Consider the following 13,526-nt stretch of genomic DNA (forward strand, 5'->3'; position numbering starts at 1 on the left):
CGGGTCCCAGCGCTGGCGTGGTCAGCGCCGCAAACTTCGAAAGAATGCCGTCCGCCCGACGGGGTTGTCCCCTGACCCTGACGGGTTGTCGACATCGATGCGCGAACGTCCGCCATGCCGGGTATCGACCTCGACCCAGCCACAGAATTGCGCAGGGTATCGCGCATCAAGGTCGGCATCGGCCACGATCTCGATCCGGTTGGCCAGCGCTGTCACGTCGTCGCCGGCCAGCCGCGCAGCCTCGAACTGCGCCGGAAGCACGGCTCCATCCAGCAGTGCCACAGCGATGGCGTAGCGCCCGCTCATCTGCGCATTGAGCGCCGATCCCGGTTGATAGGGGTAGCCGCATTGGATGTCGACGACACGAGGCATGCCCACCCGAACTACGCCAGATCCGGTCCAGTCTGGCCGCAATGCCAGTGCGGCATCGACATGCGCATGCACGCTGCCGCAGCAACCGTAGGGCTTGAAGTTCGTGCGGGGCGCATGCCAATGGTCGCCCAGGTCGGCCAGCAGCTTGTCGGGTTGGGGCTGGTCGACAAAGGCACGGAGCAGGCCGCCGTCGGCCGCTTCATAGATTTCTGTGGGTCCGGTCAGGCCATGCGCCGCCAGTTCGGCGGACATCACGCCCGCCTGCGCGGCACGCCCCGGATGAAAGCGTTTGGTGTCGGTGCCATCGGCCGAGAACGCATAGAGCCCGCTCGATTGCGTACCCGCCAGGCCCAAGGCCCAGGCCGTGCGTTCGGCATTGAGCCCCAGCATCACGGACGCCGCTGCTGCCGAGCCAAGCGGCCCGCACACCGCCGTCAGGTGCCAGCCGCGCAAGCGTGCCTGGGCCGGACCCAGGGCCAGCGAACTGCGGATGGCAACTTCATATCCCGCAGCCAACGCGACTTCCGCCCGGCGGCTGTCGACCTGCAAGGTTTCCGCCAACGCGAATACCGTGGGCAACATGACCGCACCCAGGTGCAGCTTGGCGTTGTGAAAGTCATCGAGCTCGAAGCCGTGTGCCGCAGCGCCATTGACCAGTGCCGCGTCGGCGGCTCGCAGGCAGGGCTGGCTGTCGCCCCACACCGTCGCCGCCTGGCTGCCAGCGGGCCTGCCGCCGGCCTTCGCCCATGCCTCGATCGCGTCGGTCCAGGGAAGGCCTCGGCCGGCGAGTGCCGAACCGAAGGTGTCGAGACTGAGCAGCCTCAGCGTTCGAACGACGTCCTCGGGGATGGCGTCGTGCGTCAAGCCTGCCACCCAAGAGGCCAAAGTGCGTGTGATCATGGTCAAGCCCCGTTCAAAAGTCGATCTTGATATTGGCGTCTTTCACCGACTTGCCGATCGTCACGATGTCCTTGCGGATCAGCGCCTTGAATTCGTCGGGGGTGCTTTGCGTCGGCACGAACGACAGTTCGTCGAATCGCGCCTTCAGCGACGGGACCTTCACTGCCTTGCCCACCTCGGCGTTCAGCTTGTTGAGAATGTCTGCCGGCAGGTTTGCCGGCGCCCAGATGCCATACCAGGACAACAATTCGAAATCCGGCATGCCGCTCTCGGCCACGGTCGGCACGTTCGGCATCTTTTCGACCCGCGTCTTGCTGGTCACCGCGATGGGCCTCAAGCGGCCGGCTTCGACAAACGAATGCACGCCTGGCATCGGCGAAATGGCGGCCGAGACGTGCCCACCGACCACGTCGGTCAATTGCGGCACGGCGCCCTTGTACGGGATGATTTCCATGTCCAGCTTGAGCGCGCGGTTGATCATCTCTTCGCTCAGGTGGCTGGTGGTGCCCAGGCCCGAGGTGGCCCAGGTGTATTTGCCAGGATTCGCCTTGGCCAGCGCCGCCAGGTCACCCAGCGTTTTTGCGGGCACGTCGTTGTTGACCGCAACGATCAGCGGCACGAAACCGATCTGCGCGATCGGCGTGAAATCGCGCTCGGCATCGTAGGTCTTCTTGCCGACCACCAGCGGCATGTAGACCTGGCTGGATGCATTGAACAGCAGCGTGTAACCGTCGGCCTTGGCGCGCTGCACGTTTGCCGAACCGATCAGGCCCGAGGCTCCGGGCTGGTTTTCGATCACGATGGTCTGGCCCAACTGCTTCTGCAGCTGTTCGGCAACGAGGCGGCCCACGGTGTCGATCGACCCGCCCGGCGTGTACGGAATGACCATCTTGATGGGCTTGTTCGGGTAGGTCTGTGCGTGGACCGCGGATGCGCCCAGCAGGCACAGCGCGACCGCGCCAAGACGGAAATAGGGGAGTGCAAACGTGCGAGTCATGTAGCGGTCTCCGGGTTTTTGTAGGAAGCATCGACTGAGTCAGCGCACTGTATGGGGCAGCCGTCCTGGCGTCTAATACCGTCTTGCTCCAACAGTTATAGGTTCCGCCGATCAACGCAGACGGCCCGTCATTCGCTGTCTAGAATGGCGACTCGTGACCGCCCATGGCCCTGGCTCACCTTGAAGCTCTCGCATCCCATGCCTCGTCTCTCCACTTCTTCCGAACCGCCTGGCCGCCTCGACATGCCGGCGCAGAATCGGTCGCTCGAACGCGGTATCGAGATCCTGCGCGCGTTCCGGCAGGGATCCGATCTTTTGGGCAACGGCGAACTGGCCGAGCGCACCGGCCTGTCGCGCGCCACGGTAAGCCGGTTGACGCAAACGCTGGTGGGCACGGGCATGCTCGATCACGACGCAAGCCAGCGTGCCTACCGCCTGGCCGCGCCGGTGCTGAGCCTGGCGCACGCCATGCGCTCGGGCTCGCCCATGCTGCACAGCGCCGCACCCCTGATGCGCAAGGTCGCCGAAAAGCTGAAGATCAATGTGGGCCTGGCGATTCGCGACCGCGAAGACATGGTCTATCTGGAGTCGGTGCGCTACAACCGGAAGGTTGCGCTGCGCAACGTCGTGGCGGGGCAGCGCGTGCCGGTCGAGCTGACTTCGTTGGGAAGAGTCTATCTTGCCGTGGCGCCGAACGACCGCAGACGTGAGTTGATGGAGCGCTTTCGCAAGCAGCGTGGGCAGGCATGGCCCGCACTGGAAACGGAGATCCGGCGGGCCATCGCCCAGGTGCACGCGCAGGGCTACTGCGTGGCGTCATGGCAGCCTGAAGTGGTTGCCTTGGCCACCCCTGTCGAGATTGAGGGCTACCCGATACACGTGTTGAATGCCAGTGTGACGACCACGCAGGCGCCGGACGATGTGGCAGCCGAACTCGCGCCCGCGTTGATGGCATTGGCGGCGCAGGTAGTGAATGCCATGCAGCGACCGGACTGACTGCATGCTCAGCAGCCGCCGGTCCCTGACGCGTGCCTACCTCTGAATCGTCAGCCCGCGCAGGTCTTTTGCGGACTCCAGCGACCAGATGCGCGCCAGCAAGGTATTTGCCTTCGACTCGCCAATGACCGGCGAAGCAAGCTCTCGCAGCTTGTCGCCCAGATCGTCGTCCGACAGGGGCAGCTCGGGATCGCCGCGGCGATCAGGCTGGAAATACTCGCCCATGCGCCCGTCCCGGGTCCGCATGACAATACGGGCGGCGCGGCGGCCCGGGAACGCGGCGTCGATGGCGGGATCGACCGACACCTTCATGCGGGCCATCAAGCCGCGTGTGACAGGATCGGCCAGCCGTTCGGGCGTATAGGCCGACAGCCGCACACTGCCATGATTGAGCGCGCAGGCCACCATGTAGCGCAGGCTAAAACGGGCTTCGTTGTCGGTGACAGGCCTGTCGTAGCAGGCAATGTCCAGCGCGGGCCGGTACGTGCCGATGTCCAGCTCGACGATATCCTCGGCCTTGACACCCAGTTGCTGCTGCAACGCCAGCGCACCGTCGACGGCGGCAAAGGTGTGTCCGCAGCCAATGTGGTTCTTGAAGGTCAGGCGACAAATGTTGAACACCTCACCCAGCGTGGCGGTGGTCGCGCTCCAGTCCGGTCCGTTGCTCATGGCTTTGCCCAGGCCTGCTTCACCTTCCAGGACATCCAACGATCCGGTCATACCCTGGCGCGCCGCCAGTGCGGCGAGCAATCCGCCCTCAGCCGCGCGGCCTGCGTGCAAGGGTTTGGACATCGAATCCATCCGAAAAGCCTGCTGAAGCGCTGCCGCGAACGTGGCTGCCGTGGCGAGCGCGTGGGCAAAGGCGTCGCCATCGAGCTTGTAAAGTGCGCCCGCCGATGCCGCCGCGCCGAAGGTGCCGACCGTGCCGGTGCTGTGCCAGTAGGTGTAATGCGGCCTGCCCAGAGTCACGCCGATGCGCGTCGACACTTCGTAGCCAAGCACGATGGCTCGAAGAAAGTCCAAGCCGTTGGCCTGTGCCGACTGTGCGGACGCCAATGCCGAGGCGATGGTTGCCGCGCCTGGGTGGTACATCGCGTCGCGGAAACTGTCATCCACTTCGGCAGCGTGCGCGGCGGCGCCATGGATCAGTGCTGCCGTTCGGGGCGGCGCCCATGGACCCGTGGCCAGTTGCGCCGAGCCATGGCCGAGGTCTTCCGCAAGGACGGCCATGAGACGTTGAACCGGCGTCGTCTCAAAGCCGGGAAACAGCGATGCATACCAGTCGACCACCGCGCGCTTGGCATGGTGCACCACGTCGTCGGACAACGCGGATTGCGCGAACGTGTCGGCGTATCGGCCAAATTCCTGGGTGATGGTCATGCCCGGGCCTCCGTAGCCGCGGGGTCAGCCAGCACCAGCACGCCGTCGGCTGCCCGCACGCCCTGTCCTTGCGGCAGCACGAACAGCGGATTGATCTCTGCTTCCACGATGCGATCGCCCAGTTGCGCCGCCATGGTCGAGAACGCCACCACGGCATCGACCAAGGCATCCACGTCGGCTTTCGGCCTGCCGCGAAAGCCATCCAGCAATGGCCAGGTCTTCAGACGTTGCACCATGGCAAGGGCTTCGGATTTGCTCAATCCTCCGTCGGCAGGCAACAGGGTCAGCGTCGTGTCGTTCAGCAATTCGGCCGTCACGCCGCCCATTCCCAACAGAATGGCAGTGCCAAGCGGGTCGCGATGCATGCCCAGGATCAATTCGGTGCCACCTGCAACCATCTCCTGAACCACGTAGCGCGTGGGCGCCGTACCCGTTTTTTCCCGCACGTCACCTTCCATACGATCCAGCCGGGCGGCAATACGGTCAGGGGAAACATTGACTGCCACGCCGCCGACATCGCTTTTGTGGGTAATCTCGCCCGACAGAATTTTGAGAACGACGTTGCTGCCGAGTTCGCGTGCCGCACGCTCGGCGCCTGCTGCATCGGTCACCACCACTTCCTTCACGCCCGGCAAGCCAAATCGTGCAAACACGTCCTTGGCCTGCGCTTCGTCCAGCGATCCCGTAGGTAGGTCATCGATGGCGATGACTTGCGCCGCGCTTGCAACTGCCTGCGGTTTGAGATTGGCCGCGTGCCACATTGCCTGCAACGCCACCGTGCAGCTTTCCGGTGCGGCAAACGCCGGCACGCCGCGCTGCGTGAGCAAGGCCGCAACGTCCGGCGCATGCGGGCTGACGTAGGCAATGACGGGCTTGTCACTTTCGGGCAGGCAGTCTGCAATGGCGCCTGCCATCAATTCCGGCATCTGCAGGCTGGACGAGCCCACGATGATCGCCAGCGCGTCGTAGCTGGGACTTGCCAGCAGCGTACGGATCGCGCCCCGCAGCAAATCGGGTTGCAGGCCCGCCAGTGTGACGTCGATCGGATTGCGGTCGAGCGCGGCGTGGTCGCCGGTCTGCAAGGCGCGCAGTGCGGCGGCGGTGGCTTCATCGGGCGGCGGGGTATCGAAGCCCGCCACCCCCAGGCTGTCGGACACTAAGGTGCCCGCACCGCCAGTCGATGTCAGGACCGCGACACGCCGACCGTTGAGCACCCGTGCCGTCGACAGCGCCGCCGGAATGTCCAGCAGATCGCTGAAGGTCTCGGCGCGAATCGCGCCCACCTGCTGGAACAAGGCGTCGTACATACGGTCCGCGCCGGCAAGCGCGCCGGTATGCGACACCGCCGCGCGCGCACCCGCTTCGGACCGGCCGATCTTGTAAACGACGAGGGGCTTGCCCGCCTGCGCAGCCTTGAGCGCCGCCGTCCGGAAGGTTGCCGTATTGCGCACAGTTTCCACGTACAGGGCAATGACCTGTGTTGCCGGATCGTCCGCCAGATAGTCGACGAAGTCGGCAAGGTCCAGGTCCACTTCGTTGCTGGTGGAAACCAGTTTGGACAGACCGATCCCCCGCGCGGCGGCTCGCGACAGCAGCGATCCCAGAATTCCGCCGCTTTGCGACACCACGCCGATATTGCCGGCCGGGAAATGGTCCATTTCCAATGCGCCGCTGGCCGACAAGGGAATGTTGTCGGTCACGTTGACCAGGCCAATTGTATTCGGACCCAGAATGCGCATGGAACCCGCGGCATCCAGCAGTTGCTGTTGCCGGCTCGCGCCGCGCTCGCCCGTTTCCGAATAGCCGCTGGCCAGCACGATGGCAGCCGCCGCGCCGCGCGTAGCAAGGTCACGCACCGCCAGGTGCGCGTGTTGCGCGCCCAGCAGCACGATGCCTACGTCCGGCACCTCGGGTAGCGACGCCACATCGGGATAGCAGCGAAGCCCGTCGATCGTGTCCGCCTTCGGGTTGACCGGGTAAATATCGCCCGTGAATCCATGCTTGCGCAGGTAGGCAACCGGCCGGCTGGCCGTCTTGGAGGGATCGCCCGACGCGCCAATGACGGCGACACGTTTGGGAGCGATCAGTCTGGAAAGAGGATTCATGTCTTATCCCTTGCTGGCACGCGCGGCATCGCGCTTGGCCAGGAATGCCGTGACCGACTCACGGTGTTCGGTGCTGGTGTAGCAGATGCCCTGGGCCTGGCTGCCCTGGGCAAACACGTCGTGGGCGGACAATTCGAAGCTCTGGTTCAGGATGCCCTTGCTCAGCGCCAAGGCCGTTGCCGAGCCTTGAGTCAACGCGGTTGCCCATGCGTGCGCATCATGCAGCAAGGTCGCCGAGGTCGAGGTTCTGTCCACGATGCCCAGCGCCACGGCCTCTTCCAGCTCGACCTTGCGGCCGGTAAAGATCAGGTCCTTGGCCTTGGCCAGCCCCACGCGGCGTGGCAGGAAATACATGCCGCCGCCATCGGGCACGATGCCGCGATGGATGTAGGACCAGGTGAAGGTAGCGGCTTCGGAGGCCAGCACGAAATCGCAGGCAAGCGCCGTATCCGCGCCCAGGCCCGATGCCGCGCCATTCACGGCGGCAATGGTCGGCTTGGGCATGTTCAGGAGCAAGCCCTGCGTGTGGTGCACACGCTGCTGGCGGGACCACCCGTTGAATGCGATTTCGCCGGTCGGCGCATTCATGCGCCGTTCCATGCCGGCAACATCACCGCCCGCGCAAAAGCCTTCGCCCTTTCCCGTCAGGATCAGCGCGCGAATGTCGGCGTTGGACGCGACGTGCTCCAGCGTTTCGATCAGCGCGGTGCGCATGTCGTCGCTGATGGCGTTGCGCTTGTCGGGCCGGTTCAGGCTAACGGTTGCGATGCCCGCGGTTACTTCAAGTTCGATCAATGGAGAGGAAGTCATGAGGTCAATCCTTGGAATTCAGTGAAATCATTCGGCGGTGATGCCCGCGGCTTTCACGACCTTGCGCCAGCGTTCCTCTTCCTGCTTGGCGTACTTGTCGAAGTCCTCGGGCGTGCCAGCACTAATGACAAGGCCTTCGTTTTCAACGCGCTTGCGAAACGATTCGGTCTGCACTGCGCTTTTCGCGGCGGCATTGAGTCTGGCAAGGACGGCGGGCGGCGTGCCGGCAGGCGCAAACAGCCCGTACCAGCTGTCGGCCACATACCCTGGCACGCCGCTTTCGGCAATGGTTGGCACCTTGGCCAGCACCGGTGCCGGGGAGCGCTGCGCCGTCGTCACGGCCAACGGACGCAGCCGGCCGCCTTCGATAGAGGTGCCCACCGACGCCGCCGTGGCAAACATGATATCTACCTGCCCGCCCATCAGATCGTTGATCGCAGGACCAGCGCCGCGATAGGGAATGTGGACGATGTCAACCTTCGCCAGGTTCTTGAACAACTCGCCCGCCAGATGCGCGGACGTGCCAGCGCCCTGCGACGCATAGGTCAGCTTGCCTGGATTGGCGCGCGCGGCCTTCAGCACGTCATCCACCGACTTGTACGGGCTTTCGGCGCGCACCACCAGCACATTCGGCGACCTGCCCACCAGCATCACGCCGGCAAAGGCATCATTGCTGTAGGGCATTTTGGGATGAATGCTGGGATTAACCACGTGAGCCAATGTCGCCATGACCATCGTGTAGCCGTCCGGCGCACTGCGCGCCACCTGGTCGGTCCCGATCAGGGTGCCGCCCCCGGCTTGTTTTCGATGATGACAGGCTGACCCAGCATCTCGGCCATCGGCTGGCCGATGCCGCGCGCCACCATGTCGGTGCCGCCCCCGGGGCGAACGGAACCACGATCTTGATGGGTTTTTCGGGGAAAGCGGCCAGGGCGCAGGGCGCCATTGCCGTGGCCCCGACGACGACGGCAGCCATGCCGGCGATGCGTTTCCAACGCGTGTTGTGAAGCGAAGTGAACATGTCTGTCTCCTGGTGACGTGGCGATATGCCCGCGAGCGGCGGTGCGGCCGCGCTCGCTTGTGTGGCGTCACTGTAGGGAGAAAGTCAGGCGGAAGCACGGGGCTATTTCCACTCTGTGGAATTGACCTGGCGCGCTCTCCGGACGGCGGCTTATTCCGAACAGGCGGCACGCAGGGGCTCTCGACGCTGGAACGAGATAACGATCCCGCCGATGTCCTTGGTCATTTGACCCCCTTCAACCCCCGCAGCTACACTCACGCCCATGATCGGTCGCCCTGTACATCCATCGCTTGCCCACGCTGCCTCGTTCCTGAGCGCAACGGGCGCGGCCGTGCGCGCCGATATCACGCCACATGCTGCATGCATCCGGGTCCGTTACGCGGGCGCAGTTTCCTAAGCCCGGCGATACCTTCCCCTTAATCTGATTTGCGCATTGTTTTCATCGCCGGGCCACACGCTCAGCGCGACTGACGCCGCTCGTTCCTTTCGAGCGGGTCGATCATGGAAACATCTATGCCGTCCTTCTTCCCGTACGGGTCCACGTTACGCGCGTTGGTTGACTTCGCCAACGATCGGCTGCGTTCGCTTTCATTGCGGAGGGCCGTGTCGTGACAGACATCGCACTTGCGGATATCACCCGCAACTTCATCAAGGCCAAGGAGCCGTGTGCTGCCGGGTACCGCTGGTTCCTGCGGCGGCAGGAGTTCGGCAGCAGCTACCAGACCCTGCTGGACGATCTGGTTGAAGAAGGACGCGTGGACGACGCGTGCTGGTTGCTCGATCAACTGGGCCCGACCAGCGACGTCCTGCGGCTGGCTGACCTCGACGCCGAAGCGATCGTGTTTGCAGGCCGCATCGAATGCTCCGGCAGCGCGACTGTCGGCACGCTGCTTCGAACCGGCCAAGGCTTGACTGCGCGCGGCGGCGTGCGTGCCGGCGATCGTCTGCACATCGGCGGCAATCTGCTGTCGGAGGGAGCCGTCCGGTGTGGTGGTCCCGTCCAGGTGGGTGGGGACATGCGTGTTGAATGGGACGTGGATGCCGCGGGCGCTGTCATGTGCGACGGCGACTTGCGCACGGGATGGAGCCTGATGTCGGGCGCCGAAGCTCGCGTGGGCGGCGCGGCCATCATCGGCCAGGATATGCATGCCGCCGGAGATGTGGTGTGCGGGCACGGCGTCAAGGTCGGCGGCGACATGACAACGCAGGGGCAGATTCAAGTCGGCCGCGGCATCCGCGCTGGCGGGTCGATTCGCGCCGGTTCGCACGTGCGAGCCGGGTGGGGGATCCGCGCGGGCGCCGACATCCTGTCAGGCGGTGCGATCCGCGTTGGCGAAAGCCTGCTGGCGGAGGGGGTGATCCAGGCCGGGGTCGGGTACGGCGTGTATGCGGGCGTGGATGTCAACATAGACAGCTGGGAGAACAGCGCCCGGGTGATGGCCAGGTACCGGCCCGAACGCCTGCTCAGTGGTTGGTGGCACGAGCCATGATCGGAGCATTGCATTGCGACGCCAATCCCTTCGACATGCCGTTCATGCGGGCAACGTCTTGCGCCCGGACACTGTTGCAGGCCTTCGCATCGGGGGTGAGTCAGTTGCGAGTCGATGTGGAGCTCCCCGAGCAGGACCTGGAGCAGGAACTCGATGCGCTGCACGCGCGTTGGATTTCGCGTGGGTCAGGCCTCACGCAGGTGGACGATCTGCACCTGCCGGGGCATGCCTTGACGTTCTGGATGCGCGAAGCGGATGGCGAGTATTTCATTTACGTCGTGGATCCGGCACGCGACCGGCTCGCGGCGTACATCGTGATGAGCCGCCTTATCGAACTGGACCGCCGGGCAGACCGGCATCTGCGTTCGCCGCATAGCAAGGTGGCCGCGGAGTACCGGCGGATGGGAATTGCGTCGACGGTTTATCGATGGTGGCTGGCATCGGGCCGAAGCCTGATTTCGGGAGCCCGTCAGTCGCCCGCCGCCGACACCTTGTGGCGATCCCTGGCGTTGGACCATCTGACGGTCTATGTCAGCATCGCTGGCAAGCGTGTGCGGACCTTGCATCCCCCGCTCTCGGCAGAGGCGCGTGACGATATCCATACCCGCCGGGTACTGCTGGCAAGTGATTCGGCGCTGGACGCGTTTGCAAGCCGATAGGAGCGTGACTGCTGGCGCGGTGTGCCGATATGTTCGGGCAACACACTGTCAAGAGTGACGTGATCGGCAGCTCCCTTCCCCGATCCAGATCGCCTCACGAGGCCGACCAGACCGCCAATTCGTAGCCGTCGGGATCGGTGAACTGGAAGCGGCGTCCCCCAGGAAAGTCGAACGCTTCGCGCGTCAGCGTCGCGCCCGCGGCGATGACGCGCGCTTGCGCAGCGGCAAGGTCATCCGCATACACGATGACAAGCGGCCCGCCCGGTCGCACCGGTTCGCCGGTCGTGAATCCCCCGTCAGCCGGCCGTCGGAAAACTCGGTGTAGGTCGGGCCGTAGTCCGTGAAGCGCCAGCCAAATGCCGCGCCATAGAAGGCCTTGCTACGTGCGATGTCACTGACGTTGAATTCGATGTTGTCGATCTGCGTGTCTGTTCCGCGTTGCGCCATCGTTGTCTCCGGTGTGGGTTCAACCGGTAGGTTAGCTGCAGACGCAAAAAAGCCGCATCAATTTGCATTGATGCGGCTTTTTTCCGGCTTCTTACACCGGCAGTTCTGGTGGGCTGTGAGTGGCTCGAACACTCGACCTACGGATTAAGAGTCCGCTGCTCTACCAACTGAGCTAACAACCCGAGAACGAAACTATAGCAAAGTTTTTAGGGGCTTGTAAAGTCGACCGGTAAAATCGTTCGCACTAGGCCCCGGTTGCCTAAAAACCAGGCAGTTGTCATTCGATCAGGACGATGTTCTGTTCCTTGGCGATACGCTTGCGCAGCTCCAGTTCCTTGGCGATCTGGGCGCCGAACTGTTCAGGCGTGTTGCCGTCGATCAGGGCGCCGCTTTCCAGAAGGCGGTCGCGCACCGACGGCATCTTCAGTGCCTTGACCGACGCTTCCTGGACGCGCTTGACCACGGCGGCAGGGGTGCCGGCCGGGGCGACGATGCCGTACCAGGCCACGTTGTTCACTTCGGGCAGGCCTTCTTCCGCGAACGTCGGGACGTCGGGCAGGGCAGGCAGGCGTCGCGGCGAGGCAATGGCCAGGGCGCGCAGCTTGCCGGCGATGACGTGCGGCATGGTCGAGGGCAGGTTGTCGAACTGGGCGTTGACCTGGCCGGCCAAGGTGTCGTTCAGCGCGGGGCCTGAACCGCGGTAGGGGACATGGACCATGTTGGTCTTGGTCACCGATTTGAAGAGTTCGCCGTCCAGGTGCGAGATCGAACCGGTGCCGGCGGACGCGTAGCTGTACTTGCCGGGCTCTTTCTTCAGGAGCGCAATGAACTCCTTCATGTTCTTGGCCGGGACTTGCAGGTTGACGGTCAGGACGTTGGGTACGTTGACCAGGTTGGTGATCGGCGTGAAGTCCTTGATCGGGTCGTAGGGCGTCTTGGCATTGGTGGCCGGATTGGTGGCCATGGTGCTGACGGTGGCGATGCCGAGGGTGTAGCCGTCGTTGGGCGAGCGCACGAGTGCATCTGCACCGATCGCGCCGCCGCCACCGCCCCGGTTTTCCACGACGACGGTCTGCCCAAGTTCCTGCGACAGGCCGTTGGCGACGATGCGCGCCACGATGTCGGTGGTGCCGCCCGCCGCGAATGGGACGATCAGGCGGATGGGCTTGTTGGGATAGGCCTGCGCCACTGCCGCGCCGCTGGCACAGATGCCGACGATGGCGGCGGTAAGAAGGGCGGTGACGCCTGGTTTGACTGTCAGCGACATGAGTTGAAGTTTCCCTGGCACAAGGTGCCGGTCAGGTAATGATGGTAATTGGATGGCAACCTGCGGGGCGGGCCGATGCGCACCACGCGTAGTTGAACCTTAAAGGATTCAACCCGATGCGGTGCGGCCGATATATCGGTGGGAACCCTAGGCCGATGGCCTATTTGGGATGAAAGCCGCGTCCCAGCCGCGTCCCAGCCTCGTCCTAGCCCCGTCCTAATCGCCTGCGTCCTAGCTGCGTCCTAGTCGTCGACGTCCTAACCGCGTCCTAGCCGCGACCGTCCTAGTCGCGTCCTAGTCGCAATCGTCCTAGCCGCGTCCCATGGTTGAGTTCGTCAACCGTCCCGGTCACGTCCCACCTGCGACCCACTCGCGTCCTACCGGCCGATCTCATCCTCGATATGCCGCAGCTTCAGCTTTTCCGCCTCCGGATACAACTGCTCCAGCAGGTGCGCCGTGGCGTCGGCCAGCAGGCGCGACAGGGCCACGACGGGGGCGTCATCCTCGGGCGCATTGCGCGCGGCGGTCCAGGCTTCCTGCAGGGGGTCGGCGCGTTCGGCCACGACGCGGGCCACGTCATCGCGCCAGAAGGCCGGCGCTTCCCCTTCCACGAAGTTGCCGCGCCCCCGGCCGAAGTGGGTGATGGCCAGATAGCGCAGCAGGCTGGCTTCGGTCAATGCCTGAAGGTAGGCGTGACTGAGCCGGGCGGTTCTTCGCTCGGCCCCACTGACCTTGTTGACGCCCCAGGCTGCGCCAGCAAACGTTGCTGCGCCAACGACAGCGCCGAGCAACATGCCGCTGCCGAGGGTGAGGCCGACGCTCAACGCATCGGCAGAGGCGCCCGTGGCGGCGCCGGACAGGATCGCCCCCACCAGGCTGGCCTGCTTGACTCCGACGGGCGCACGCACGTTGACGTGTTGACGCAGGCGTTCATTCACGCGCGCGGCCACCTTCCCATCCAGACCGTGCAGCGTCAGCACCGTCACGGTGGTTTGCGATTCGACCGCCGCGACGCGTTCCACCAAGGCGCGCATGGCATCGGTCTGCGCCGGATTGGGCCCGCGCTTGCCGGGCGTGACCAC

At 64.6% G+C, this 13,526-nt stretch carries 10 protein-coding genes, 1 tRNA gene and 2 pseudogenes; 3 read left to right on the forward strand and 10 right to left on the reverse strand.

The window, feature by feature from the left end; genetic code table 11:
* Positions 1-21: 21 nt before the first annotated feature.
* Complete coding sequence (locus tag ACNANG_RS18395; protein WP_420224213.1) at positions 22-1,272, reverse strand: MmgE/PrpD family protein; 1,251 nt, start codon at positions 1,270-1,272, stop codon at positions 22-24.
* Between the two features lie 13 nt (positions 1,273-1,285).
* Positions 1,286-2,269 carry a Bug family tripartite tricarboxylate transporter substrate binding protein gene (locus ACNANG_RS18400; protein WP_420224214.1) on the reverse strand — a complete coding sequence of 328 codons (984 nt, stop codon included), beginning with the start codon at positions 2,267-2,269 and terminating at the stop codon, positions 1,286-1,288.
* A 198-nt stretch (positions 2,270-2,467) separates the two neighbouring features.
* Between ACNANG_RS18400 and ACNANG_RS18405 the strand changes: the two genes are divergently transcribed.
* Positions 2,468-3,265: an IclR family transcriptional regulator gene (locus tag ACNANG_RS18405; RefSeq protein WP_420224215.1), complete on the forward strand. Its 798-nt coding sequence runs from the start codon at positions 2,468-2,470 to the stop codon at positions 3,263-3,265.
* Between the two features lie 36 nt (positions 3,266-3,301).
* Here the strand turns inward: ACNANG_RS18405 and ACNANG_RS18410 are convergent, their stop codons facing one another.
* The 4 genes and pseudogenes from ACNANG_RS18410 to ACNANG_RS18425 all read right to left on the reverse strand — a co-directional run bounded on the left by ACNANG_RS18410 (position 3,302) and on the right by ACNANG_RS18425 (position 8,536).
* Entirely contained in the window at positions 3,302-4,645 is a 1,344-nt protein-coding gene (locus ACNANG_RS18410) for an MmgE/PrpD family protein (protein ID WP_420224216.1), read from the reverse strand.
* Positions 4,642-6,750 (reverse strand): acetate--CoA ligase family protein, encoded by a 2,109-nt coding sequence (locus ACNANG_RS18415; RefSeq protein ID WP_420224217.1) that lies wholly within the window; start codon positions 6,748-6,750, stop codon positions 4,642-4,644. The genes ACNANG_RS18410 and ACNANG_RS18415 overlap by 4 nt, the downstream gene beginning before the upstream one ends.
* Positions 6,751-6,753: 3 nt before the next feature.
* Positions 6,754-7,560, reverse strand: a complete 807-nt coding sequence (locus ACNANG_RS18420; RefSeq protein ID WP_420224218.1) for an enoyl-CoA hydratase/isomerase family protein — start codon at positions 7,558-7,560, stop codon at positions 6,754-6,756.
* Between the two features lie 27 nt (positions 7,561-7,587).
* A pseudogene (locus ACNANG_RS18425) lies at positions 7,588-8,536 on the reverse strand (Bug family tripartite tricarboxylate transporter substrate binding protein).
* Between the two features lie 653 nt (positions 8,537-9,189).
* Between ACNANG_RS18425 and ACNANG_RS18430 the strand changes: the two are divergent.
* Positions 9,190-10,071 carry a hypothetical protein gene (locus ACNANG_RS18430; protein ID WP_420224219.1) on the forward strand — a complete coding sequence of 294 codons (882 nt, stop codon included), beginning with the start codon at positions 9,190-9,192 and terminating at the stop codon, positions 10,069-10,071.
* Positions 10,068-10,730, forward strand: a complete 663-nt coding sequence (locus ACNANG_RS18435; protein WP_420224220.1) for an N-acetyltransferase — start codon at positions 10,068-10,070, stop codon at positions 10,728-10,730. The genes ACNANG_RS18430 and ACNANG_RS18435 overlap by 4 nt, the downstream gene beginning before the upstream one ends.
* Positions 10,731-10,824: 94 nt before the next feature.
* Here ACNANG_RS18435 and ACNANG_RS18440 read toward each other — a convergent pair.
* The 4 genes and pseudogenes from ACNANG_RS18440 to ACNANG_RS18455 form a co-directional block, all read right to left on the reverse strand.
* A pseudogene (locus tag ACNANG_RS18440) lies at positions 10,825-11,177 on the reverse strand (VOC family protein).
* 106 nt (positions 11,178-11,283) lie between these two features.
* A tRNA-Lys gene (locus ACNANG_RS18445) sits at positions 11,284-11,359 on the reverse strand.
* 95 nt (positions 11,360-11,454) lie between these two features.
* On the reverse strand, positions 11,455-12,444 hold the full coding sequence (locus tag ACNANG_RS18450; RefSeq protein ID WP_420224221.1) for a Bug family tripartite tricarboxylate transporter substrate binding protein: 990 nt from the start codon (positions 12,442-12,444) through the stop codon (positions 11,455-11,457).
* Positions 12,445-12,821: 377 nt separating this feature from the next.
* Positions 12,822-13,526, reverse strand: coding sequence for a DUF3482 domain-containing protein (locus tag ACNANG_RS18455; protein WP_420224222.1), 705 nt, complete (start codon positions 13,524-13,526; stop codon positions 12,822-12,824).

Source organism: Pigmentiphaga litoralis (assembly GCF_048632615.1).
Classification (GTDB): domain Bacteria; phylum Pseudomonadota; class Gammaproteobacteria; order Burkholderiales; family Burkholderiaceae_B; genus Pigmentiphaga; species Pigmentiphaga litoralis_B.